Annotated in this window: 25 protein-coding genes and 1 pseudogene; 10 read left to right on the forward strand and 16 right to left on the reverse strand. The window is 39.8% G+C overall.

Features of this window, described 5'->3' with window-relative positions; translation table 11 throughout:
- The first annotated feature begins 209 nt into the window (after positions 1–209).
- Positions 210–605 (forward strand): hypothetical protein, encoded by a 396-nt coding sequence (locus tag HGR01_RS29825; RefSeq protein ID WP_045868576.1) that lies wholly within the window; start codon positions 210–212, stop codon positions 603–605.
- Between the two features lie 17 nt (positions 606–622).
- Complete coding sequence (locus HGR01_RS29830) at positions 623–1,498, forward strand: hypothetical protein (protein ID WP_045868575.1); 876 nt, start codon at positions 623–625, stop codon at positions 1,496–1,498.
- A 212-nt stretch (positions 1,499–1,710) separates the two neighbouring features.
- Here the strand turns inward: HGR01_RS29830 and HGR01_RS29835 are convergent, their stop codons facing one another.
- The 5 genes from HGR01_RS29835 to HGR01_RS29855 form a co-directional block, all read right to left on the reverse strand.
- Entirely contained in the window at positions 1,711–3,483 is a 1,773-nt protein-coding gene (locus tag HGR01_RS29835) for an SWIM zinc finger family protein (RefSeq protein WP_052335088.1), read from the reverse strand.
- Between the two features lie 81 nt (positions 3,484–3,564).
- Entirely contained in the window at positions 3,565–3,984 is a 420-nt protein-coding gene (locus tag HGR01_RS29840) for an HNH endonuclease (protein WP_071989350.1), read from the reverse strand.
- A 2-nt stretch (positions 3,985–3,986) separates the two neighbouring features.
- Positions 3,987–4,406 carry a hypothetical protein gene (locus tag HGR01_RS29845; RefSeq protein WP_045868573.1) on the reverse strand — a complete coding sequence of 140 codons (420 nt, stop codon included), beginning with the start codon at positions 4,404–4,406 and terminating at the stop codon, positions 3,987–3,989.
- A 340-nt stretch (positions 4,407–4,746) separates the two neighbouring features.
- Positions 4,747–5,868: a hypothetical protein gene (locus HGR01_RS29850; RefSeq protein ID WP_045868572.1), complete on the reverse strand. Its 1,122-nt coding sequence runs from the start codon at positions 5,866–5,868 to the stop codon at positions 4,747–4,749.
- Between the two features lie 83 nt (positions 5,869–5,951).
- Positions 5,952–6,287: a helix-turn-helix transcriptional regulator gene (locus HGR01_RS29855; RefSeq protein ID WP_309227766.1), complete on the reverse strand. Its 336-nt coding sequence runs from the start codon at positions 6,285–6,287 to the stop codon at positions 5,952–5,954.
- A gap of 599 nt (positions 6,288–6,886) precedes the next feature.
- Between HGR01_RS29855 and HGR01_RS29860 the strand changes: the two genes are divergently transcribed.
- The 4 genes from HGR01_RS29860 to HGR01_RS29875 all read left to right on the forward strand — a co-directional run bounded on the left by HGR01_RS29860 (position 6,887) and on the right by HGR01_RS29875 (position 10,370).
- Positions 6,887–8,194 carry an NF041680 family putative transposase gene (locus HGR01_RS29860; RefSeq protein WP_045868498.1) on the forward strand — a complete coding sequence of 436 codons (1,308 nt, stop codon included), beginning with the start codon at positions 6,887–6,889 and terminating at the stop codon, positions 8,192–8,194.
- Between the two features lie 34 nt (positions 8,195–8,228).
- The gene (locus tag HGR01_RS29865) at positions 8,229–8,846 is read left to right on the forward strand and encodes a hypothetical protein (protein WP_045868571.1); all 618 of its coding nucleotides are present in this window, start codon (positions 8,229–8,231) and stop codon (positions 8,844–8,846) included.
- Positions 8,836–9,495 carry a DUF6753 family protein gene (locus HGR01_RS29870; RefSeq protein WP_045868570.1) on the forward strand — a complete coding sequence of 220 codons (660 nt, stop codon included), beginning with the start codon at positions 8,836–8,838 and terminating at the stop codon, positions 9,493–9,495. Before HGR01_RS29865 ends, HGR01_RS29870 begins: the two co-directional genes overlap by 11 nt.
- A gap of 149 nt (positions 9,496–9,644) precedes the next feature.
- Positions 9,645–10,370 (forward strand): response regulator, encoded by a 726-nt coding sequence (locus tag HGR01_RS29875; protein WP_045868954.1) that lies wholly within the window; start codon positions 9,645–9,647, stop codon positions 10,368–10,370.
- 10 nt (positions 10,371–10,380) lie between these two features.
- On the opposite strand, the gene HGR01_RS29880 is transcribed toward HGR01_RS29875, so the two are convergent.
- The 3 genes and pseudogenes from HGR01_RS29880 to HGR01_RS29890 all read right to left on the reverse strand — a co-directional run bounded on the left by HGR01_RS29880 (position 10,381) and on the right by HGR01_RS29890 (position 14,204).
- Positions 10,381–11,637, reverse strand: a complete 1,257-nt coding sequence (locus HGR01_RS29880; protein ID WP_045868569.1) for a hypothetical protein — start codon at positions 11,635–11,637, stop codon at positions 10,381–10,383.
- 214 nt (positions 11,638–11,851) lie between these two features.
- Positions 11,852–12,376: pseudogene (locus HGR01_RS29885) on the reverse strand (hypothetical protein); the annotation flags it as partial.
- On the reverse strand, positions 12,333–14,204 hold the full coding sequence (locus tag HGR01_RS29890; RefSeq protein WP_052335087.1) for an Hsp70 family protein: 1,872 nt from the start codon (positions 14,202–14,204) through the stop codon (positions 12,333–12,335). The pseudogene HGR01_RS29885 and the gene HGR01_RS29890, both read right to left, overlap by 44 nt.
- Before the next feature lie 747 nt (positions 14,205–14,951).
- Here HGR01_RS29890 and HGR01_RS29895 point away from each other — a divergent pair.
- Positions 14,952–15,167, forward strand: coding sequence for a hypothetical protein (locus HGR01_RS29895; protein ID WP_045868567.1), 216 nt, complete (start codon positions 14,952–14,954; stop codon positions 15,165–15,167).
- 16 nt (positions 15,168–15,183) lie between these two features.
- On the forward strand, positions 15,184–15,447 hold the full coding sequence (locus HGR01_RS29900) for a hypothetical protein (protein ID WP_155539026.1): 264 nt from the start codon (positions 15,184–15,186) through the stop codon (positions 15,445–15,447).
- Here the strand turns inward: HGR01_RS29900 and HGR01_RS29905 are convergent.
- Together HGR01_RS29905 and HGR01_RS29910 are read right to left on the reverse strand one after the other, a co-directional pair.
- Positions 15,407–15,931, reverse strand: a complete 525-nt coding sequence (locus HGR01_RS29905) for a S8 family serine peptidase (RefSeq protein ID WP_052335086.1) — start codon at positions 15,929–15,931, stop codon at positions 15,407–15,409. The two genes, HGR01_RS29900 and HGR01_RS29905, sit on opposite strands and share 41 nt — an antisense overlap.
- A gap of 11 nt (positions 15,932–15,942) precedes the next feature.
- Positions 15,943–16,638, reverse strand: coding sequence for a hypothetical protein (locus HGR01_RS29910; protein ID WP_052335085.1), 696 nt, complete (start codon positions 16,636–16,638; stop codon positions 15,943–15,945).
- 246 nt (positions 16,639–16,884) lie between these two features.
- Between HGR01_RS29910 and HGR01_RS29915 the strand changes: the two genes are divergently transcribed.
- Both HGR01_RS29915 and HGR01_RS29920 read left to right on the forward strand, forming a co-directional pair.
- Positions 16,885–18,303: a hypothetical protein gene (locus HGR01_RS29915; protein WP_045868566.1), complete on the forward strand. Its 1,419-nt coding sequence runs from the start codon at positions 16,885–16,887 to the stop codon at positions 18,301–18,303.
- A gap of 9 nt (positions 18,304–18,312) precedes the next feature.
- On the forward strand, positions 18,313–19,698 hold the full coding sequence (locus HGR01_RS29920) for a DUF1822 family protein (protein ID WP_045868565.1): 1,386 nt from the start codon (positions 18,313–18,315) through the stop codon (positions 19,696–19,698).
- Between the two features lie 125 nt (positions 19,699–19,823).
- On the opposite strand, the gene HGR01_RS41855 is transcribed toward HGR01_RS29920, so the two are convergent.
- From HGR01_RS41855 to HGR01_RS29950, 6 genes are all read right to left on the reverse strand, one after another.
- Entirely contained in the window at positions 19,824–20,093 is a 270-nt protein-coding gene (locus tag HGR01_RS41855) for a type II toxin-antitoxin system VapC family toxin (RefSeq protein ID WP_155539067.1), read from the reverse strand.
- Positions 20,094–20,224: 131 nt separating this feature from the next.
- A complete protein-coding gene (locus HGR01_RS29930) occupies positions 20,225–20,821 on the reverse strand; it encodes an ABC transporter ATP-binding protein (protein ID WP_045868564.1) in 597 nt (198 codons plus the stop codon).
- Positions 20,808–21,737: an ABC transporter ATP-binding protein gene (locus tag HGR01_RS29935; protein WP_045868563.1), complete on the reverse strand. Its 930-nt coding sequence runs from the start codon at positions 21,735–21,737 to the stop codon at positions 20,808–20,810. Before HGR01_RS29935 ends, HGR01_RS29930 begins: the two co-directional genes overlap by 14 nt.
- Positions 21,738–21,747: 10 nt before the next feature.
- Entirely contained in the window at positions 21,748–22,626 is an 879-nt protein-coding gene (locus HGR01_RS29940; RefSeq protein WP_045868562.1) for an ABC transporter permease, read from the reverse strand.
- Entirely contained in the window at positions 22,623–23,612 is a 990-nt protein-coding gene (locus tag HGR01_RS29945) for an ABC transporter permease (protein ID WP_045868561.1), read from the reverse strand. The genes HGR01_RS29940 and HGR01_RS29945 overlap by 4 nt, the downstream gene beginning before the upstream one ends.
- A gap of 28 nt (positions 23,613–23,640) precedes the next feature.
- Positions 23,641–25,245 carry an ABC transporter substrate-binding protein gene (locus HGR01_RS29950; RefSeq protein ID WP_045868560.1) on the reverse strand — a complete coding sequence of 535 codons (1,605 nt, stop codon included), beginning with the start codon at positions 25,243–25,245 and terminating at the stop codon, positions 23,641–23,643.

The following is a 25,245-nucleotide window of genomic DNA, read 5'->3' on the forward strand; positions in this document are numbered from 1 at the left end:
CTTACAGGTAAACATCGTCCGATAGCGTTCGATACTTCTACCTTGCGGGAAGCATTTCGGAGAAAAAGCGATTTTCTATCTTCCAAGCTTATTGCGTTGTCAAGCACAATAAGCCAATAACAAGATGTAAAATTAAACTAGTAAATCTATCTCAAAATAATACCCATTTCTAATCGTAAAACAACCAAAATAATCAAGGGAGAGTCTGAATGGATAACGAACAAGCTGTCTTGGAAATAAGTGCAGTTGAAATTACTAAGTCTTTATTATCAGATTTAAAACAACTCTCCAGGTGTGCAGGAGAACCAGTAGCTGCGGTTTTTGCTGATAGTTTATTACGAAAAATGCGCTCTTTACATGATATGTATATGGACGATCCATATACAGAAATAGTAATGGCACTACATGATGCACTTGCTTATCAAAATAATTGGATTGAATATGGTGGCGAACAGTACCAGGATGTATATAACCTATTTTTATCCCTAGTTGAGCGAGAAAAAATTACTAATATTGAAGTAGAAAATGCAATTCTAACTCTAGAACAAATAGGCTTTGACACTTTACCTTTTGGAGTCAAACTTGAGAGCGATTTTCCAGAATAAAAGATAACGTTATAAATATGTCAGGTTCATCAGTCCAAGAGCATTTTTTAGATACCTCGGTAATGAGGTCATTACTACTTGCAACACAAGCTTATCGGCAGTATTTAGAATCTCAATTGAATTCGGAACCGCTTTATATATCCAACTACGTCAAAATGGAAATAAAACGTAGTTATTTAATCAATATTATCTCTTTTTATTTTGTTCTGCGTTTGGATGCAATTAATACTATAGGTGATGCAATTGCATTATGGAGCAATAAGTTTAAAGGAAGTGAACTCAAAGCAATATTGCAAGTTATCCCTCAGCTTTTTAGTATCCGTCAGCTTAATTTCTCTAGTCCCAAAGATAAAGAAAAAGCTCTATCTGTATTAGTAATTTACATCAAACGTTTTGAACTGATAATCAGAAGAAAATTTCCTAACTGCAATGATTCTACAGCCTGTGCCCGTTCTCTTGTCCCACTGACTATCGATTTAAAAAATCCAGTTCCCGACTTGAAAAAGTTTGTTCTGGAATTTGGAGATACAAAAGACTGTCGAAGCAAGTGCCAAATTGAAGACTTTCTTTTGGTAAAATATCGTTCCGAAGTTGAGCAATTAGTAGAAGTTGCTTCCCAACTGCCCAGGAATACGAATACAAGGGGATTTCTAAATATTGCTAATAATCTCAAAGAGATATTAGTTACAGGTGCAACAGCTTGTGACTGCAAGCGCTGCGAGAAAATTGGAGATGCAGTTATCGCTTTAAATGCACCTCGTAATTTGCGATTGGAACACACTGATAATTCCTTTGATTACTTATGCTCACCAATTGAGCAACCTCACTACAAACATCCCTCAGAAAACCAAGTAGTGATGAACCCATTAATAATCAACTTGGAACAGGATTAATGCGAACCGAAAGATCAGCACTAAGTCCCAAGAGGACAGGCTATACCAACGCGAACGACTTACGTCACGCAAGCTTCGCATATTCCCTGAATTCGCATAACATCCTAAACTGACAACCAGCAAACGAGATTTCTATTCAGGAGTACCTCCGACAAATTGAAAAAATAAACGCCTCAATTTTGAAGAGTAAATAATTGCTCAAACTCACAAAATTATGGTTTATTGAGTTCTTTGAATAAATCCATTAATTTATATTTGCGTCCATGAGTATATTCTAATTTTGCACGGTAAGCAGACCATTCAGCTTGTTTTCCTAGTTGCAAATAACCAGCTTTAACTTTTTTCAAGCACTTAACAGCATCACTATAACGCTTGGCTTTAGAACTATTCATAATTTCTTCTGCCAGCTTTTTAGCCTTTTCAATTACCCAATCTGGACGATGGGGAATAGCTGCTTCCATAACTCGATGTAATGATTCTGAGGCATAGTAACTATCTGTTTTTACTGTTTTTATCGCATCATCAATTAGCCCTTCATGGAGAAAAATATCAACTTTTGCACCATTAGCATACCAACTTTCAGATTCCCGAAGTATTTCGAGTAGATCTTGTTTCAGCAGAGACCAATTATCAAGAGCCAAGTTTTCTACTTTCATGTAATCTCGGAATGATGGTCTGGTCTCAAATGCAACGATACTGGCATTTAATGCGATCGAACTATCGCCTAATCCTTCTGCTAAATCGCTCGTCCAAGAAGCAAATTCATACGTACAGTTTCCTGGTAAGCTTAATCCCGCTCGCGAAATTACTAATGCTTCCGACAAATATCCATCTTCCCGTAATATTTTGGCGAGAGCAAAGGCTGCTTCTGCTGTATCCATGTGGGTTTTCGCGGCAGTCATAGCTTCATCTACTCTTCCTAAAGCTGCTAATTGCGTTAGGTATTGCAGCGTCATTCCTTCTGAGAAAGCTAAGTTTAAATACTCTGTATAACGATTTTGTCGCTCGAGATAATCCAAGCGAATTAATGCTAAGTTATCGGCAAAAGCCGGACGGATAACTTCCCAAAGTTGTGCATCAGTTTCACCCTTCATTACCCGTTGCAGTGGATCGTAATTCCAGCCTTGATGCAATGCTGACAAACTCATGGAAAAATCTGCACTAATTTCATCCTGCCAGGATTCCAGCATTATTCGCAAATCGATCGCATCTTCTGCCGATATCTCCCCACATAAAATTGCTTCCGTCCATGCGCTATCGAGAGGTTCTGCGATCGAATAGGAATCACCACCGTAACTTAATAGCTCGTCCCATTCCTCTACATAGGTTGTCGTAATGACTTCAAGGATAGCGATCGCATTATTCCCATCCCCATTTTGTGCAAATTCCTGCGCTTTGTCGATAATAGCAGTCAATTCTTCGGTAAATGGGTCATCTTCGGTGCCATACTCCAATTGTTCTAATCCATCCTGCAAAATCCGTTTTACCTGACTACGAATAGGTGCAACATCAATTTTGGTACGACGGTTAGAAGATGAAGATTTTGTTGCGGGAGTCGGTGAATTTATTAAGCTCAAAAAGCAGTCAACATCATCAATTAATTCTGGGTTTTTCTGTACTAATTCTTGAACCAAACGTTGAGTTTTTAGGTGGTCGAGGCGATTTAATAACTGTTCCAGCGTTGGACGTTCTTCAATTATTGCGGATGAACGCGAACAAGTTAACAAGGTGGCGACGATATGCTTACACCAGCCATCGTAATTGTAAGCACAGTTACAGTCAACAGAATTAATTCCACCTGCATCAAAATCAATACTGACTTGATATGGTTTAATTTCGCTACCTTCTACTGCTGCTTGAATCGTATTACCACGTTTTTTCAGGTTGATTACTGCTCCCCGATTATAATATTCTTGACCGCGACTGTAGGATGAAACATTGGAGTTATGGCGGATTATTGCTTCTGAGATTGGTGGAATCGACATAGCACCCAGGAGTTTTATTTTTAGCCTATGCTGAAATTGGATTCATTTTTCCTAGACATCAAAAATCTTCACTTGCAATAACTACCAGCTAGGTGGATGCCAATTACTGTCAATCCACAATGCTCTCGCCTCAGTTATATACTCATTATTTAGTCGCAAAGCAATTACGGTTGCTCGACCTGTAGGTGTTATACCAGCCACATGAGTTCCACCATTGACCCAATTAAAATGCTCTAGCCAAGATTGTTGTCTTGGGTTAAATAACGGAACTAACTGACTTGTTTGTGGGTCAGTTGCATGAGTTTTTGCACCTTTGAATTCATTACAACGATAACAAGAAGCTGCTAAATTTTCAGATTCGTCTTTACCCCCAACTGCTTTAGGAAGGATATGCTCCATTACCAATGGCATACCAATCAGGCGGGAGTTGGTTCGGCAATACTCACACCGATAGCCAGCTCTTTCTATAATTTCGGCGCGATTTTTTTCAGAAATAGCCATGATTATGCCGGCAATTCTTGTATTGCTGGGATTCTGTGTCCTCGCCAACGGAGAACTGACCAAGCATAAGCTTTTTGTAACATTAATCGGTCAGCAGCTATTCTTAAGGAGCTAAGTTCTTGACGTTCAACAGGTGTTAATTCACTATCTTTGTTTTTCTCTAGTAATTCTACATGGCGTTGTTGTTGTTCTAAAGTTATTTGACTTTGAGCGATCGCAAGCAATTGTTGATCATCCCAGGTTTGCATTTGTAAAAGTTCTGCCTGAATTTCTACCGGAGCATTGTCAGGTGTGGGGGGTAAGTTGCTGGCTATGCTTTGAGCTGCCAGAACTTCTAAGGGTTGCTGGGTTGCTGAGGCAATACGAGCCAATTGTTGAAAGATGGCTTGTGGAAGTTCAACCGTGACTTTTTGCGTTGCCATTGGTTGCTGGATATCGCTTGTTGTTTATACCTTTAATTTTAGCAGTCACGCTTAATCTGAACTTTCCGCCATCAAGCGATCATTTTTTTGTTTGCGATTCGTGAAGATACTGTTTTTTTGATACTCCCACACATTGAAGCCGTGGGAGCGTCAAATAAGACACAGTTAACGGTATTTACCAGGGCTTCGATATTTTCCGATAATAAGTTGCCTTGCTTGAATTAAAAATATTTATCTAATACTTTGGTGGATTGGGTAGGCATTAAGTTATTGCAGTGATGCGGTTTAATCGCTTAGTATTTTCTTTCATATTGCATCCGTATAGCTATTCAAAATTGGTTTACTTCTCCAACAACCCCACTTTCTGCAAGCGTGAAATTAATCCAGGACGGTTACTATAATCTTTTTGGATTTGCTTAATACTTACTTGAAACTCCGCTAATTTTCCCTGATACTCAGCCAAATCACGTAAATCAACCAAATGTGCAACAGCTTGGTCGTAGGGTTTTGATTGCTTGAGTGCGATCGCAGCAAAAACCAGATCCCAAATTTTATCTTTGCGCTTTGCCATTGATTCTAATTTTTGCACTTTTGCAAGCCGTGTAACTTCTTGTTCTTTTTTCTGTCGTTGAGTAGTTTCTCCTTGTGCAAGTTTTAGTAATTCAGAAAGTGTGCGTCTTTTAGTGTCGTTATTAACATGAACTTCTTTTCTACCAGATAATTCCCGCAACCTATGATTTAGCTGTACCCCAAGATGGGACTCGCCTTTGAGTAGCCTCACTAAAAAATCATTTTTTTCGCGTTCGCTCAAATTGGGAATTAAATCTTCTAGAGATTCTTCCTTTTGTTCTTGGGACTCACTTGCGCTCGCTGCTGCTGCAATCAAATCCTGGTCAATTTCCAAAAAATCAATCAAAACTAAGAGTGAATTTGGTAAATCATCCAAATTGGCAGGTACGTCCGGTTCTATATAATCTTCTGACTCTGGATCGAAATATATTGGTGCCGCTTTGAGCCATGCAAGATACAAACTTCGCAAGTCTCCTTGCAATAAATCATTGCGTAACGATACCATGTCAGATAAATAACCCTCACCGCTATCTATCCAGTGGCTCATCTCTTCATCGTGAATGTTTATATCTAGGATTACAGAATTTTTTGTGGTTGAGACAGTAATTCTATCTTCCAGACAGTAGGGTCCAAACACATCTGCATTAATCAGAGATTTGGGAAAGCGAAATATTAATTGTCGAGAACCCCAACTTGCCATATAAAGCATGACATCGAAGCATTTTTCTAACAATTCCTGTGGATTGCCACGAAAATCGCCGTAGTTGTAAACAAACTTTGCTTGGGTTGATGTCAATTCAACACGACTGGAAAGACTTTCAACATAAGCCTTTTCTGTAGCATTTAAAGGTCGGTCTAATGCCAGAAACTCGTAGTATTGATATTCGCTCACAGCACCCTCCCTACACTTGTCTCTATATAGTTAAATATAAAGTGCAATGGGTACGAGTTTTTCAGATAAAAGCCACCAAATAGCTATTTATATCGACGGGAGCGATTAGCTCGTGGCTTATTCTGTCCAGATGGAAGAGATGCTAAATAGCTTTCTATTGCTCTTAAATGTCCTTGAGGATTACTATCTTTATTTTGCATCCAATCAAGTACAAGAGAAATATTATATCTAATCACTCTTGAATTTATTACAACCCAATGGATATCTTTTTGAAGTATTCCTTCGAGTCGATATTTTTTCAAAGTTTCAGAAGATAAGCCAGTCATTTCTGCTGCTACTTGCTTATTTACCAACTGGTAATGCTGCAATGTCATGTTTTTTGAAGTACTTTTCATAGCGAAAAACTCTTTTATTTTCATGTATCCCTTCTAATTTATTTGCCAGGTTTTAGCATTTACTTAATTAAAAGTTCTAATTAGAAATTGATAGACATGATGATTGGTGAGACCAGGCTTGGAAAACATTGGAGATTTTGAAGTCAAAATATTGGAATTTAGAGATCAAAGGAAGTGCTTTTAACTAGTTATACATAATTATCTTTTTCGCGGCAATTCTTCTAATGAAAAATTAAATTATCTAGACTTGATTTTTCTTCACATAATTTTCTAGCAAATCATTGATAGACAATAGTTTCAGCCGCTTGATTATCAAATTAATATCACCATAGTCATAGATTCTTTTATCACTCTAGTGATAAATATATTTACGTCATAAGGGAGGGATTTACTGACAAGAATTAACCGAAAATAACTTTAATAGCTCGTAAATACCATCCTCATATGAGACGTAAATAATCCATCATAAGCGTCAGGAGTATTAATATATATGAATGGATGCAGCTTAATTCTGGAGTTTAGACTAAATGGAAGAGATGAAAGAGAAAAAGGGGATGTCTGATTGAAGACAGTCCCCCTTTCGGCAGAAGCTAAGAGAGAATCACCTACTCTTATCTGCCAATATGAAACGTGCCAGACTCGAAGAATTTCGTCAAGCCGCCTATACGCATCTAAGCAAAGCACATGATGCAACATTTGAACTAACAGATGCGATACTGTTGACCCGTAATGTCTACAGTCTGGCAGATTTATCGTTATCGCCAGTGTTTAGACGCAAATGGCCGAGTATCTATGAAGCGATACAAGATACCAAACCAGACCGCGAGAAATTAATGGAGTTATATATCAAGCAAATACCAACAGAAAAACGCATATTGTTGGCAGGAGATCATACAGCTTGGTCACGCCCAGATGCGGTGACACTCAAAGAACGGACAATAGAACACAGTAGCACAGCGATCGCGGGAAATAAACCGATTACGATTGGGCAGGGATATAGTACTATAGCTTGGATACCAGAGGATTCAGGAAGTTGGGCACTACCGCTGAGGCATGAACGGATTACCAGTTGGGACAATCCGATTGAGAAAGCAGTTGAACAACTCAAAAAGGTATGTGAATCAATGTCTGTTCGACCAATTTCGCTTTGGGACAGTGAATATGGTTGTGCGCCTTTCGTATTAAAGACAGCTAGTATAAAAGCCGATATCTTAGTTAGACTACGTTCAAATCTGTGTCTATGGGGCGCACCACCCGCTTACTCTGGCAAGGGTCGTCCTCGCAAGCATGGTGCTCAATTTAAACTCAATGAACCCTCAACCTGGGGCGAAGTGGCATCTGTGCTGGAAGTAAATGACCCAAAATTGGGACGAGTTAAAGTCAGTCTGTGGGAAGATTTGCATTTTCGCAAAGCTGCTGCACGCCCAATGACGCTACTGAGGGTGGAACGTCTTGATCTTGATGGCAATTTGAGAGTATTAAGACCTTTGTGGTTGGCTTGGGCTGGGGAACAAATGCCACCATTGGATGAAGTTTGGCGATTGTACTTGCGCCGATTCACAATTGACCATTGGTATCGTTTTCTTAAGCAACGCTTACATTGGACAGTACCAAAATTCAGTACTCCAGAACAATGTGAACATTGGAGTGACTTAATGCCGTTAATCACTTGGGAGTTATGGTTAGCTCGTGATATCGTTGCTGATCATCCTCTTCCCTGGCAGAAGTCAATAGATAAATTGACCCCGGGACGAGTTGCTCAAGCTATGGGTGGAGTTTTCGCCGCGATTGGTACTCCTACCTCTCCACCCAAACCTCGTGGAAAGTCCCTTGGGTGGACACCAGGTAAAGCCCGTAACCGGAAAATACGATATCCAATTGTTAAAAAGACTGCTTCTAAACCACGCAAAGAGGAACAAAAATCTGCTTAATCTCAAATATCTTCATTCTTGAAGGTTGTGTTTTATGAACTCAGCACTGCTGGGTCATTTGTTGCTGTCTAGTCTAAACTCAAATTTAATAGGATTAAATATCAGTGCAACTAATTTACAGCAATTGAGACAGTTGGTATTTAGTTCTTCTCCAGAAGAGTTGCTTTTATTACAGGAAACAGGAGAAGCGAGTTTCCAAAATAGCAAAAATCTATCTATTGAAGAAGAGGAGCCTGTCGTTATTGCAATACTTTCAGAGCAGGCTGAATTAGAAATAAAGCTTCAAAAAAGTGAATTATTAGCAATTCAAAATTTTTTAATCGATACAATTTTGGAAAACTGTGCAGAAAAAGATACCAATGAGTTTGTTCTATTACTCTTTGGGATAGTTACAGTTAATTTTGCAGAATATTATTTTATATTGCGTTCATCAGAAGATAAACATACGATTCTCAGTGCTACTTTAGAAGCTGATATAATAGATGAACTCAAAGAAGCGGATGCAGTAAATTTTTCCCAAATCTTACAAATACAGAATATAAAAGCATCTACATATATTGAAAATACTCGACCAAAACAATTTGATATAATGGCTTTACAAAACGAAGATGCCATAATTCACGAATCAAAAGGGATTGATTATGGTGCGTAGTTTGCGACAAGCTAAAACAGAAAGTTTTTTGACTCGTTTACTTGAAGGTAAAGATGCAGAGTTTCAACGACGGGTGTTAGCAATAGCTGTAGAACATGGACTTTCTACAAGCGACCCCCTATTTCTTGTCATGCTAGCAACTGGTCAACTCCAAGTATTGCTGGAAGATAAACCAAACGAGTTAGAACGCTTATTTCAACGGTGGTCTGAAGCAATTTACGACCACTTGGAAAAGGCGAAACGCACGGCTATTAGTGGTCAAGAAGTGGAAATCCGTAGGATGGTAGATAAACTAATTGACCATTGCGAATCAAAAGAGCGTAGTCGTTTAAGGACAATGTTACCAGCTATAGGGTTATTAATAGCTGCCATCGGGTTTGGTGTTTTGACAGGATTATCTGTTCCTGTGTGGTTGGCTGGTGGATATGCACCTTTGAAGCCCAGGTTATTAACTGTTGCAGAGGTAGAGACTTTGCGCTGGTCGAAAAGTTATGAAGGCAAACTCGCACGCGAAATTGTAAATTGGAATTCAGAAAGTTTGACTAATCTCAGTTGTAGTAAAGCATCTGCTCAAAGGTTATTAACTAATAAAGAAAAAGGACATAATCAAGTATCTAATTATTGTTTGTTACGAGTTAAAAAACCTTAATTTTCAAGAAGGTAAACAAAATGAACCAAGATTTAATGACAGATATCAAATTGAATACCCAACAGCATGATTATTTACCTCCAAGTAATCCAGAGACAGAATTAGAACTTAGTTCACTAATAAACGAGCCAGAAATTAGTTTAGAACCCATTACTAAAATTCGCACAGTTGTAATTGAAGACCACGAATTAACTCGTATTGGGATTCGGACTGCACTCATGCAACATGAAAATATTGAAGTTATAGGGGAAGCAGCTAATGCTACTCTTGGGCTACAACTATTACAGAATTTGCAACCTGATATTGTAATTGTAGATATTTTTTTACCAGACAAAGATGGTATTGAACTAACAAGAGAGATAAAATTAATTGCTCGCAAAAAAAGCATAAAAGTTAGAGTATTAATTTTAACTTTATGTGATCAAAAAGAAGCTGTGTTAGCTGCGTTTGCGGCTGGGGCTGACTCGTACTGCATGAAAGATATCAAATTTGATAGCCTATTGGAAGCTATTCGTGTGACTTATGATGGCAATACATGGATAGACCCCACAATTGCACGTATTGTATTAGAACAGGCGCAAAAAACTCCATTCGTTTTAGATAAAGCATCATTCAAGACTCAAAAACTGGCTACCAAAAACTCCAGTAATATTGAAGATGATGAAATGATTGATCTGTTCACTCTTACAGAAAGAGAATCAGAGGTTTTACAGCTAATTGTAGAAGGTTACAATAACGCAGCGATCGCCACCAGGCTTTACATCACGGTTGGAACTGTGAAAAGCCATGTCCGTAATGTTCTCAATAAATTATGTGCTGATGACCGTACCCAAGCAGCAGTCAGTGCTTTACGTCGTGGTTTGGTGGAATTGTAATCAGCGAAATTTATTCCTGCTGCAAGTCTCTACACTGATATTGTTGAGATTCTTGTTGAAAACTTTTCTTTTCATCTTCACTAAACTGACAAACTTGGGCAGATTGACCCTTTTGTGCCTTGTACAATGTCCCTCGATGACCCACCTCATCTACAATTCGCAAGGTTTCTAAAGGAGAGTAGTAAACTACCCGGTATTTGTTCTGTGCAAATGTTGCAGTTTGAATTTCTTCTCCAGTATTGGCTGGATTAGCTTTCAAGCTCAAAAGCGCATCTTTGAGCATGAGTTTTTCCCAATCTTCGCGTTGTACAGCTTGTGGTGTAGAGATATCTTCTGCATGAGCCTTCTTTAAATCTTGTTGGTCAGTATTAGGTAGTTTTAGGTTTATTTCTTGGTTGTTTAACTTTTGAGAGAGGTTTGAGGAGGTGGCAGTTACCTTATCGGTTTGTGAGATTATCTCTTGTAATTCATCTACAGGGATGGCAATAAATTTTGTCCTTTGTCCATTTTCCATCTGGTCGTATTCCAGGGGAAACTTGAAAGTATCAGTGATTTTGGCTGCTGTTTGCTCTTGCGATCGCTCAGTTGGGATAGTGATACAAAAGTAAATTTCTTCAATATTACCTTTTTGGGCAACTCCAATAAAACTTTCTCCCTCTAACTGCCGCTCAATTTCATCTGCGATCGCTTTAATTGATTCTGAATTTTGACCTCTCTGTTGCATAAAAACTTTAAAGTATTCATCATTGAGTCGTACTGCTCCCAAATATGCTTCATCATCGTGCAGTAGACCTTGATTATTTTTCTTTTGATACTTTTGTTTGAGGAGCGTATTTAGTTCTTCTAAGTAGCCAAGTTTCGTTTCTTTGACTAATGGCTGTTCTGTTACCCACACTTTAGGATATTGAATTGATTCAGGGTCTAATTTAATATTAGCAATTGTTGCTGGTGCTGATTCTAGGGTTGCATGAAATTGAAATCCTTGAATTTTTCTCCCATGAGCTATTAACTTTTCACTTAAAACGCTAAAGGATTCTTTATCAATTACCCCCAAAGGCTGATCGCTAACCAAAGCAATAGGAGTCAAAGCTTTACCGCTTCCAGACAAACTAATTGTGACTACGCCTTCTTCCCCATGCCATTCTTGATTTGGGAAGGCATACTTTTTTAACTGTCCTACCTTGAGCTGATTGCCTTTGGTACTTGTAATGATGATAGATGCACTCGGTGGCGAGATAATTTCTGCTTTAAACAATACTTCTGCCATTGATAGCACCTTACATTCTGTTCTACATTCTCTTGCCGTAAGGCTGTAAGGATTCAGCATCCAGGAGTCAGGAGTCAGAATTAAGAAGGAATCCAGTATATTTTGGAACTTGTCTTTTCCTAATTATTTAACTTTTCTAACTTCTGAATTCTGACTCCTGTATTCTGACTTCTGGGTCTGATGATTTTGAGAAGACAGATAAGAGTTCCTGCAATTAAATTGATACTGATTCGGTGTATTTAAGAAAATTTGAGATTTTCCAATTTAAACCGTGAACGGGATCAACGACATTCGGTTTTGAGGATGCACCGTCGCACAATAAGCAGGTTTCGCATTGAATTCTGTCATCCTCGGTATGACGGCACAGAACTTCGCCTTGGCTCAAAGGAGCATCAGGAGCGATGATTCTGAAAGTCCTCCAACCCTGCATTTGGGCTAACTCTGCTTCAGCTTGGCTTTGTACCGAAGCATCGCACAATTGCCATTGGTGCGTGTAACCAGTGTATTTTTTCGATGCTAAAATGATTGGCTCCCACACCTCAAAGGGTACTGCTGTTGGGTCTCCATAAGAGCCAATTCTCACTGGATAGCGATATCGTTTCAATACTTCTATTTCATTTGTACCCAGTTTTGGGTAAGTTCCAGTTTTATACTTGCGGTAAATATTGTTGATAGGCAACAGATTAACGTAGCAGCTACCGCTTTGACTTAATTTCAAGGGACAGTTCCCACAAATACCTTGATGAACGGCGACTATTGTCTCTTAAATCACAATTTTCAACACTGACTATGCCATTTTGATATGCGTATATGGCATAGCCTTGGTTGCGATGAATTTGACAATGTTGGAGGCTAAGATTACCAAGATTCAATATTTCTACACCTGAATAAGCATTATTAAATATTTGGCAATCTTCTGCGGTTAAACGACCGCTATCATAGACAAAAATACCACTTTGTTTGCAATCGGATATTTGGGATTTGCGAATAGTAAGATTGCCACCTTCTCTAATTTGTACTCCGGATAAAGTATTACGAAAAATTTGGGAATCTTCCACTAAAGCCTGAGCGCGATCGCGGACTAAAATACCACATTGTTTCCCATGATGAATTTGGCATTGGCGAATGGTAGTATTAGCCCCAGAACCATGAATATATATGCAAGAAAGTGAATCAGAGGTAATATCACAATTTTCCAAGAGTAATTGCCCTTGGGGAATATCTACTCCAAAGTGTTTATTCCCAGACTGTGTAGCTATAGAACGCAGAGTTAAATTCTTTACTTGAGCTTGGGCAGTCTGCATCCAAATGCAGGGCAAATCTTTACTCTCAACAATGATTTCTGCAACTTGCCCGTAGCCTTCAATTTTTATAGGTTTATCAATAACAATCGCTTCTTGATAAATACCGGGATGGACTGTAATAGTTGCATTAGGAGGAGCATCCATCAGTGCCTCACTGATGCTTTTGTAGTGATTCTCGCCGTAGGGTGAGACGGTTAGCGTATTGGGAGTTCCATAAATTGCTGCCCCTTGACAAACTGCTAATTCTGGCTCATCTACCAATAAAGGGGAATGCCCTAACTTATTCTCTACAGCAGTTTTCACATAGGGGATGCGACAACTACCTCCCACCAGCAGTACTTGGCTGACCTCCTTCCATTCAATCCCAGCAGCTTGAAGCAATTGATCGCAAACAGCGATTGTATGGTCAATATATGGAGCGATCATCTGGTTAAAATCCATACGAGTCAAATGATAAGACTCGACTTGTCCCAATACCGGAATATGGATACTTGCCTCTCTTGCCTCGCTTAATTGGTGTTTGATGTCAATACACCGCCCAAATACCTGTACTTTTGCCAGTAATGACTGTTTTTGCTCTAGTTGCTCACGCAACGCTTGACTACAGCGTCCTTTGAGATGTTGGTAAATCTTCTTATCAAAATCGGTGCCACCGCAGTCTTCTAGACCCGTTGGTGTAGCTAGAATTTTGAATGTAGAGCCTTGTTTTTTGATTAAGGTAGCGTCAAAAGTCCCACCACCAAGGTCATAGACAAGAATAATCTCTCCTGGCTTTAATAAGTTTTGATGGGCGTAGTAAGTTGCAGCAGCTACAGGTTCTTCAATAAGCCTGACAGAAATAAATCCAGCAGCTTGTGCGGCTTTTTGCATCAGGCTGCGTTTATGTTGCTGATAAGTTGCAGGTACTGTAATCACAGCATTTTTGATTGCTCCTCGTCCAGGCGGCAACATTTTCTCAGCTTCACTTTTGAGTTTTCGGAGTACCTCGGCCACCAATTCCTCAGGTAGGACAAAGCGATCGCCTAACTCGTAAGGCTCATTAGTTCCTAGTTCCCGCTTAAACTCCTGTCGATGCCTACCGATATCGCGCAGTCGATTGTTATCCGCTGCAACACCTACCAGCATTTCTCCCTGTTCAGTTAAATAAACACAAGAAGGAAATGAGTAGCCTCCTTTGATTGGTTCTTTTACCAGCTTTAGAGAGCCATTTAGCATCAAGGCAGCACTAGAATTACAAGTGCCAAAATCAATACCTAGTAACATAAGTATTTGCCAATACTTTTAACTTTTCAAAAAGCATTCTGAATAGTGGGAATACCAAAAAATAAATTATCTGAAATTCTAGGGGACGGGTTAACCTCAGACCTACGATTTATACGATTGCTAAATTTATGATATGGTTGGATTTTTTTATTTGGAAGTCCCTTAAATTTACGTTTTGCAGCACCCCTTAATTGAACTACTGTCTGTTTCAATAGCTTAGAGAAAGAAGAAGTTATTACCATAGACACCGCTGCTGCACCCAAAAAATGAACATTATTATTGAATTTACTATTTACTTACTACAAACACGCCTCCACTCATGGTTTGAACAGTTTTTCGCATATTCCAGGCTCTGTGGTTAACTAAATTCTTTCCACAATGGATACACTTATCTAACTCACATTCCACAATTATACGTTGAGCATCAGGAAAACTCCGTTGTGGGCGATGACATGGCTTCTTTACTATCACGCTTCTTTTTGCTGCGGCTAGATTCCTTTTTCAGTTTATCTGCTTTCCATACTAATTAGACAATTAGGGGTTGGAACCTTTTCCCTGTAAATTTTGCCACCTTAAGTTGATACCCAGTTTTAGGCAACTTGTCTGTATCAAAAGTATGATAATTTTCATCATAAACATACTTCTGCACAAACTCGAAATCTTGAGGTAAGTAATCGCACAGAATTATTTACACATTAGATTCTAGTCTGGATAAGGGTTTCATGGCTTAAATTTGTGTAATTAATTTTGTTTAGCTACTTATCTCACAATCAAGAACTAGCATTAATTATTACTAATTACTCTTATGTCACTTACTATCTGAGCCTAGGAGAAGATAACTTAGGGTTGTTGCATAACTTTTCCACTCTTACTTGCAAGCAGTTTCAAGAACAGATTGAAGTAGACTTGCACAACCTCACTCCAGCGCCAGGGCTATTTCAGCAAGTGATTGACACGATCTGAGGTTTATTCGAAATTTATGCTGAAGAACGGCAGCAGCGTGATCAGGAAGAAAAGGAACGCGATCGCAATTTGCATAACTACTATCGCAATGGTCGGTGTTGGTTTATGTGCGGCGGGAATTGGTGCTAGTACCGCTCCTTACATAATTCCCCAACAACCCACAAAGCCAATATTACCTCCTTTTATGACTAACCCACTGCATCCTTACCTAATCAGCCCTGGAACATTACCACATATCCCTACCTGTTCTTCACAGCCTGCACCGCAGCATCAGCATTAACTAAACCACGACCGAAGAAATACTCTTGGGCGGAAACAGGTTTCGCCTTAGGGAAAATACCAGAAGGTCGCGAAACCGGAGCATCTACAACAGTTCCAAAACCGACTTCCTTCTGCAACCTATAGCGATTAGCATCCGCTTTAGAAAGGTTGAGTCCATCATAGGTAGCAGTCTGATTGAGAATTGAGACAATTTCATCGCGGCTCAAACGCCGTTTTGGATCTTCTCCCTTCATCAGGGCCACTACTCCTGAAACAATGGGAGCCGAAAAAGAAGTCCCTTGTACCTGGACATACTTACCTAAAGGGTCTAAAGCCAAACCCCAGGCGTAATCTGGTACAGACATTCCCTGCCAAAAACCATCCAACCAAGTACCACCTGTCGTTAAAATTCCACCACTGAGACTATTTTGGATTTCGCCGCCAGGTGCGACTAAATCTAATCCGCCGCCATAACTGCTGTAGAAGGTGCGATTACCCGTCATATTTGTAGCACCTACTGATACAACCCCAGGAATACCCCTGGTACTTGAGTCAGTTGATTAGCCACATGTAAAATTTCAGTTCCAGATACTGACTTAGAACGCACTAAGTAGCGGTTTTTACTAAATCTCAAGGGACGAAGTACTTCTAAATTGTGGCGCAGCAGGATAATTTGCCTTTGACTCTCGGACATCTCACCTGCAAAACTAATGACAATCTCGTTGGGTAGTACAATAACTGACTCAGATTTTGTTTCTGGAGATGCTGACTGTGATTTACGGGATAATATAGGTAATATTTCTTGCACGTAAGGCTGTTTTTGAATCTGCTGTTGAACTGTATTCAAGGAAGCACGAGTGCCATTCGGTAGGTTAACTAGAGCGATGTTTTCTCCCAAAGGTTTAACATCTACATCAGAGCGATGATTACTACCAATGCTACGAGTATTACCGCCACCACGTCGTAAATCTTGTTGCAACTGTAAGTATAAAGGTTGGATAGAGCGAGAGCGTGTATTCTTGGGTTTAAAGCTCACAGCCACCGTATCACGGCGCAAATCCAAAGGAATTTTTTGCCCGTAAAATGTATAAAACAATTCATCTGCTGTTTGTGCCTGCGCGAACTCACGGTCTTGCTGAGGAAGCAGAGAAAAGCTGGTAGCACTGAAAAAACAACCTGCCAAAATCAGACTGGAAATCAAACGTCTCATAAGTGCGAACTGGGAATTAATTTTGCTGGATATGTGTATTTCTGAGGATTTGGAGGATATGCAATTTTTCAGCAGAGACTGGCGCAAAATTGCATAAGGTCGATTTCCTCAGAAGTACTAAAAAATGAAAGCTAAAGATAATTGTTAAATTAGGTACTCAGTATGGAATCTCAAAAAATCGTTGGAATTGCGTTGAAAAGCATCAGCAATGTGACAATTAACAATGACCAATAAATACAAATACTTATGAGCGAGGCTTCAAGATATTGGCAATTGGTGAGAATTGATGCGGGAGGGAACAGGAAAACTCAAGAGATACCTGCTGCGAAGTCGTTTTACGCACAAGTATTTGAGCAGTTGACACCAGATGATGTACAAGATGCAGACATCCAGCATCAATTGCTAGATTTATACCGCCATAGTTCTGGGGAGACTGCTTTGCTCGCAGAACGTTGTTTGCTGTGTTTTCTATCTTGGATTCTCGAGCAAGGATGTCTGCAATTAGAAAGGAAATTTGGTCAAAACCATAATTTTACTGCTAGAAATTTGTTCCCTTATGTCCTAGATGATGATGGTAAATTATCATCAGTAAGTTCCTATAAATGCTTCTCGCAAAAAATTCTCCAGAGTTTTGATTCGCAACAAAGTAGTCTGACTACTTGGGCGATTATGAAATTAAAGCAACAGCCTGAATTGAATCAATTTTTGTTAGAATGCGGTGTTTATTTAATTAGTAATTGGGCGATTTTAAATGATACTCAACCTAAACAATTAGAGCGCATTTTCAAAGAATTTCATATTTTTAGTCAGGGTGGTTTTAGCGACGCAGCAATTAAAGAAGCGCAATCTATTTTAGAAAGCTATCATAATGTCTACCGCTTGCAAAGGCTGCAACAACGGAGAAAAGGTCTCAGGAGTAAATGTATTGCGCCTGATACTCAACAATTACAAGATATCGCCCAAGATATTCAAAAGCATACAGGTCAAATTTTTGAGATTGAAGTTTTGAGTCAGAAACTACAAAAGCTAGCTGCTCAATTGCGCGAGTACCGAATTTATGTTCGGGGTGGTTCTGTACAGACAAGTTCTCTAGACGCTGTGTATGGAAGCAAGTATAATTCTTTGATAGAAGAAATCCCGGCTCCTGAAACTAATAATATTGTAGAAGAAAACGACGAACAAACCGAATTTTTACAGTTTTATCGCCAGCAATTTCAACTTGGCTTACAACAAGCTTTAGCTCAAGTTACAGAATCACGAGTTAGATATTTAGAACGCAAAAAAGGTGATAAATCCACGATGTTTTTAACTGCTTTGGAACTATCTCAATGTCAAAAATTAGCCATGAAGGAAATTGCTGAATTCTTGGGATTGAGAGCGCAAGATTCGGTAACAAAGTTATTAAAGTTAAAAGATTTACGGACTGATGTCCAACAGGAAATGTTGGTAATTTTAAAGGATTCTCTCAAAGAAAAAGCTAAAGTATATGTTGATACCCAAGCTTTAAAAAACCTAGACGAGCGATTGACAAGCTTTCTGTTTGAGGAAATTAGCCAAATGCTAGAAAATTCCGAGATTCAATCAAGAACGATGAAAGCTCACCTAAAAGCTGATATTTTCGCCGAACATTTATGTGAATATCTCCAAACTAGAAAAACAAATTAAACCAAAATTATGACAAATTTATTAAGTAATCTTCCTCCCATGTCTTACCTTGATTTTGATGCTTTACCAACTTCAGCCTTTATTCTCTCACCTGATGAGATTGACCAAGCCGCAGTACTCAGTAATCAAGTCATTAATGAATCTAAGCAATGGCAAGCTTATCTTCATTATTTAGCTTTATCAGCTTTTGAGCAATGGCTACAAGAAAGAGCAGAATCTTTAACTATTAATCGCGAGCAATGTACAATTTTACAACCAGTTTTAGCAAATTTTATTAGTTGTGTTGCTAATTTACAAGTAGGAGCATTCAAAGTCTGTTTAATTGCTACTGGTAGCTTAAGCGATGAAATGGTGAATATTCCCAGAGTAGTTGTCGATTTACCAGAGTTTATTCCCCACTTTTATGTTTTAGTGGATGTGTTGGAAGAGCAAGAAGCAGCGAATGTTTATGCTTTTTTAAGCTATGAAGAATTACAAGAGAATTTACAAATAAATTCTTTACAGTCAGATTGGAATTATCAACTCCCAATATCTTGTTTTGATAGTAATCCAGACCGTCTGTTATTATATCTGCGATGTTTGGAATCATCAGCAATATCTTTACCTGCTATTCCCTCAACTCGGAGTGCGATTTTAGCAGATATACAACATCAATTGATTGAATTATTACCTCAGTTACAATCACCGAAACGGGAATTATATGAAGTTTTAACTTGGGAACAAGCTGCTGCTGTTTTAACTAGTCCAGAATTGATCAATTGGGTTTACACATTACAAACACAAGCAGCTACAGAGAATCTAGAGATGGGTAGCGCCAACCCAGAATCAACAAATGCTTTTGCGTCCCTACAAGATGTAATTAAATTAATTACCCAACCTGCTTTAAATGCTGGACGTTGGTTGTGGGATGAGTTGGATGATTTAGCTGCTTCACTTTCTTGGGTGCTGTTACCCAGTTTTGCAGATGCTGACCAAATGCGCCCAATACGTAGTCCAGAGGAAGAATTTGAGGTAATAGCTACTCAATTACGACAGAGGGGTTTAGAAATTCCCGTACAAGCGCGGGGTGCGTATCAAGATTTACTTTTAGCTGGGATACCTTTGCGGTTGTATGCTGTGACTTGGCATTTACTATCGGAATCACAGAAGCCAGAATGGAGTTTGTTACTAATTTTAGGCGCACCTGCTTTAAGTAGTTTACCGTCTGGGATTAAACTTAGGGTCAGCGACCAAACAGGTATTTTGGATGAACCGGGATTAAATGCAGAAAGTGAAGATTCTTACATATTTACCCGTGTGGTTGGTAATTGGGATGAGAAGTTTTTGGTAAGTGTGAGTTTGATGGATGGCGTTGAGGTGACTTTACCGCCTTTTGCGTTTAATTTGGGGAGGTAAGGAAAGTTGGTGTGTCTAAGCTAATACTCAGCCTCAACAGATTAACTACAATATCATTTGGGGATTAAAACTTCAGAACCCTAGTAAATAGAAAAGCGATCGCTCTCGCAATAATATCTAAATTTTTACCACAGCAGCACTACAGGGTAATTTGTAAATGCACCATCTTTTGTAACTAATGGAATATTTTCGACTACACTTTGGGCAATAATCAAGCGGTCGAATGGGTCTTTGTGGTAAAAAGGTAACTTAGCTAATATATCCAGGTGTTCTGCTTGTATTTCAAGTAATGTGATCGCATTTCCGTAAACTTGTTGTTGGAAAAACTCGGTAAAAGAGATTCCAAGCTCTAGTTTCCCTATGCTAGATTCAATCCTGAAGAAAAAACTGTAGATTTAAACAACAAATATTCTACGATCAACTATATGACCAGAGTAGAAGGTAAAAATACACGGTTCCGCCATTATCTAGCACGCTTACAGACGCTCCTAACGTCGCTACCGCTTCGCTATCGCAAAACGTTATGCTATTTCAAATCAATGATGTGAGTGCAAAGACGTTGGAGTAAAGCTGCTTCATGACTGATAACTAAAATTCCCACTTCATGCTCTTTGGCATATTTAATCACTACCTGCCAAATCAGAGCTTGAGTGTTAGCATCTAGCATTGCCGTCATTTCATCTGCAATTAAGTAGCGTGTGGAAGAATTGAGCGATCGCGCCACTGCAATTCGTTGCAACTCACCCCCACTGAGTTCATGAGGATAGCGATTGAGCCAACTTTGGTGAATGCCCAAAGCAGCAAGTAAATCATTTGAAGGCGGCTGTCCTTCTGCTAAAATTTTGCTGATTCGCCAACGCGGATTGACAGCAAGTTCAGGATTTTGAAAAATCAGCTGTACAGGACAATAACTACTGCTGGGTAAAAGTTGACCATCACAAGTCACCTTTCCTTGAGTTGGTTGGAGATATCCAGCCAGAAGTTTAGCAATTGTGGTTTTACCCAAACCACTCGCCCCAGTCAAACCCACAACTTTGCCTCTGGCTAATTCCAAACTAAAATCTTGCAAAATCCACTGTTGCTGGGAATGATAACGAAAAGATAAATGTTCAGCCTTCAACATGAATACACCTCACGGGTGCGCCCCGTACTATCTGAACTTGGGGTCTAGCTTCCCAGCAAGCCTCTGTTGCTAGTGGACAGCGATCGCCAAATAAACAACCAACAGGTAAAGCCTCTGGGCTGGGTTGACTACCGGGAACTGGGATAAACTCATTTTGGGGAAGCGATCGCCACAAAGCTTGGGTGTAAGGATGACGCAGATTTCCAGAGGTGAAATCACCAGCCTTCGCCACTTCTAGGGTTGTCCCCGCATAAAACACAGCTACTTTATCGGCTACTTGCAACGCCGCTTCTAGGTCGTGGGTGATTAAAATTACACCTTTACCCTCATTAGCAAGTTCCCTCAGATGATTCAACGTCTCTACTACAATGTCTGCGTGCAGCCCAGGAGTAGGTTCATCTGCAATTAATAACTCAGCACACCCTATTGCTGCTGTAGCAACTAGCACTCGCCGCGCCATACCTCCAGAAATTTGAAAAGGATACTGCTGTTTCACCGCCGTAGCTAACCCATAGCGGTCAAATATTTGCTTAACTGTATTCTCAGCTTTTGTTTTCGCTAATCCACTCAAAATACCTGCTCGCTGCACCTGAGAACCAACACGCATCAAAGGGTCAAGATAGCTGATGGATTGGGGAATCAGGGCGATTTGCTTTCCTCGCAACTGCGCCTGACGTTCTACAGTTAACGGTTCTCCCTGAAATATTATCTGTCCTGTTACTTGGGCATTGTGCGGTAATATACCCAAGATGGCGTGAGCGAGTAAACTTTTCCCTGAGCCACTAGAACCAACAACTGCAACGACTTCACTAGCATTAACCTCTAAATCTAAGTCAGTAATTACTGTTAATTGCTTCTGGGTTAAGCCCACATCATACATTGTAAAAGTGACACTGAGATTTTTTACTGATAGCATATTTTAGTCATTACCCCTGGCTAGTCTTTGGGTCTAATAAAGCGCGTAAACTTTGCCCCAAAATATCAAAAGTTTGCACAGCTATGAGTAAAGCTGCTCCTGGTAAAACCGCTAACCACCAATATCCAGCCGATAAGTAGCGCATTGACTCTGAGAGAATAATGCCAATAGCAGGGGTTTGTGCAGAGATTCCCAATCCCAAAAAAGTTAAACCTGCCTCATGTAAAATTGCATGGGGGAAGAGTAATATCAGCCCTACCAGAAATTGAGGGATGAGATGGGGTAGGATGTGGTGACGAGCAATCCACAAGGGAGAATGACCCAGTTTGGCAGATAGTTGCACATAAGCAGCACTTTTGAGTTGCAAAACTTCTGCTCGTAAGAGCCTAGCTAAACTAGTCCAATGAGTTAAGGCGATCGCAATAATTAAGCCCTGCGTACCACCGCCCATAGCAAAAGCCACTAAAATAATTAATACTAAGTGGGGCAAACTAAAAAATACATCAATTACCCAAACAATTACTGCATCTACTTTGCCGCCTAAAGTTGCAGAAAGTGTTCCTAAGATTAAACCTATAACTGCGCTGACTGTAGCTGTGAGTAGCCCCACCCATAAGCTCAAACTCAAACCGTGGAGAGTGCGAGTTAGCATATCCCTACCTAACCAATCTGTACCAAAGGGATGGGCGAATGAAGGTGCTGAGTTGCGTTCTGGTAAGGTAATTTCCAAACCATCTGTACTAATAATTTGGGTACTTAATAGTAAAGTAATCAATATAATGCTGCATAGTGCTGCGATCGCCAATGTCTGACGGCGACGATTGCCTAAAAAGCTAGACAATTTATACCAAAACTTTTGCGGGGGAGAAACAACCACTGGGATTTTCATGATGCAGATTTCCCAATACGGATGCGCGGATCGATTAGCTGATAAGCCAAATCAGCTAAAAAATTACCTGTGAACACAAATAAAGCACTAAACAACACAATTCCCACTAGTAATGGCACATCACTCCGCATAGCTGCTTGTGTAGTAGCATCACCTAATCCTGGGTATCCAAATACTCTTTCCGCTAGGACAGAACCGCCAAATAATTCGCTCAAACTAGCAAATTGTAATGTAATGGCTGGTAGTGCAATATTCCGCAATCCATGATGGATAATAAAGCCCATTTTCGTTTCACCTTGAGCAAAAGCAAATAAAGCATAGTTGCTATGTAGAATTTCAATGAGCTTTTCACGGGTGTGCAGAGCAATACTTGCAATCCCAATTAAGCTTAAAGTTAAAGCTGGTAAAAATAGATGATGTAAGCGTTGCCAAAATGTCACATCTTTTAGTAAAACACCAATAGGCGCAGCACAACAAATCGGAGCTATTTGCCATTGCACAGCTAATAAATTAAGCAGCAGCAACCCAATCCAAAAAGTCGGACTAGATGCCAAAGTATAGGCATAAAAGCGAATTATTCTATCTACTATTGAACCTGCATTTGCCCCTGCCAAAATACCTAAACTAATTCCCAAAACACCCGATATTAACCACGCTAACGCCATCAATGCTAAAGATGTTTGGAAGCGAGTTGCAATGACATCTGAGACTGATTGATTAAAAATTATTGAAGTGCCTAAATTTCCTTGGAGAAATTGCTGGAACCACAGAAAAAAGCGGGTAGTCATCGGTTGATCTAATCCCCATTGTCTAGCAATTAATTCTCGTTGTTCTGTGCCAATGCGAGAAATATCTGCCCCCACGTAAGCATTTATGGGATCGATTGGAGAAAAACTCATCAATACAAAGCTACACACCGAGACAGCCAGCAAAAGTAAACATAAATGTAAGAGTTTTTTGAGTATAAATAAAAAAATACGATTCACATTTTTATCTCCTCATCAAGATAATTAGCTAATTGCATACCCACTTCCATTTAGTAATATTGATCATAATTGAGCCAGTGTAATTACTACTCTGAGTTGGTCTACCAATGTCTAAACAAGAACTCACAAGATAAGTTTGATCGAGGTTAACTAGCCAAGCTGATGCTGCATCGCTTATTGTTATCGTTCCAGTTTCACCATTCCATTGCGCCTGTTGCCAAAATGGTAAAGCTGCTGTTTCTGATGCTGCTGCCATTGCTTGGTCGAGTGCTTGGTCAACCTGGGGATTAGAATAGTAACCGGAGTTACGCCAGTTTCCTTGGGCTGCTGAACTGTGGTAGAGAATGTATAACTCCATTGGGTCGTATATTCCCCAGGGAAACAGCCCCACATCTTGGTGCATTCTCCGCGAAATATCCTCCCAACTTTTACCATCAACGTTAACTTTGATACCTATAGGTTTGAGCATTTGGGCGATCGCTAATCCCAGTCCTTGGGAGGTAGGATTACTTACAGGGTAGAGAATCGTAAATTCTGCTTTCATTCCCGCTTTTTCTAATATCCCATCCCCGTTAGTATCTCTCCACCCACCCTTAGCTAAAATTTGTTTTGCTTTGTCGGGGTTTCCATCTGCGATCGCAGCTTGTGGTTGATCCCAAGGTAATTTACTGGCTGCACCATAAGCAGGTGAACCATAACCTTCTAAAATACCTGTCACCAAAGCTTGACGATTAATTGCATAATTTACCGCTTGCCGAATGGCTATGTCTGCGGTGACATTATTACCAATGGGATTTCCCTCAGCAGTTTTGCGCCCTGTATTGGGAAGATATGGAAACATCAAGCCTACACGACTATTGCTGTTCATTGCATACAGATTCATTCCTGTAACTGACTGCTTGGCTAAAAAAGGTGGAATTTGCGCTAAGTCCAGTTCTCTCGCTTTAGCAGCCGCAAATACCGCATCTCCTTTAGTAAATAAAAATACAATCCTTTTAATTTCTGGTTGTTCACCGTAGTAATCGGGATTAGCTTCAACAATCATTTGTTGACCTTCATCCCATTGCACCAAACGATAAGGGCCTGAACCAATGGGATTTCGTCCATAGTTTTGATTATGCCGATGTTTGGGGACAATTCCCAATTGGGCGATGCGATTAATAAAGGTAATTTGCGGCTGCTTCAGATGTAGTTCTACCTCATCAGCACTCTTCGCTACGGCTTTATCCAAAATTGTCACATCGGTTAGCCCTGGACTAGCTTTGGCTTGGTTAAATGTATAGGCGACATCTGCGGCTGTTAGCGGTTTACCATCAGAAAATCGCACATCTGGACGAATTTTAAATCTCCAGACTTTTTTATCAGGACTCAAAGTATAACTTTTAGCCAAATCATTGACTAATTGCAGATTTTCGTCCCGACGCACCAAAGTACTTTGAAACAAAGGAGGGTCATGATAACCCCAACCCAATGTTGGATCAAACCCTGTTGGTGAATCTCCCCACCCTAAAGCAATGACAATTTGCTTTTTTGAATGAGAAGAATTGTTAGCTACTCGATTAGGTGTAGCTGTATTACAACCCACCAAAATTTGTATGAGGATGATGCCAAATAGTACCTTGATGTGTTTCAT

The organism is Tolypothrix sp. PCC 7712 (assembly GCF_025860405.1).
Taxonomy (GTDB): Bacteria; Cyanobacteriota; Cyanobacteriia; order Cyanobacteriales; family Nostocaceae; genus Aulosira; species Aulosira diplosiphon.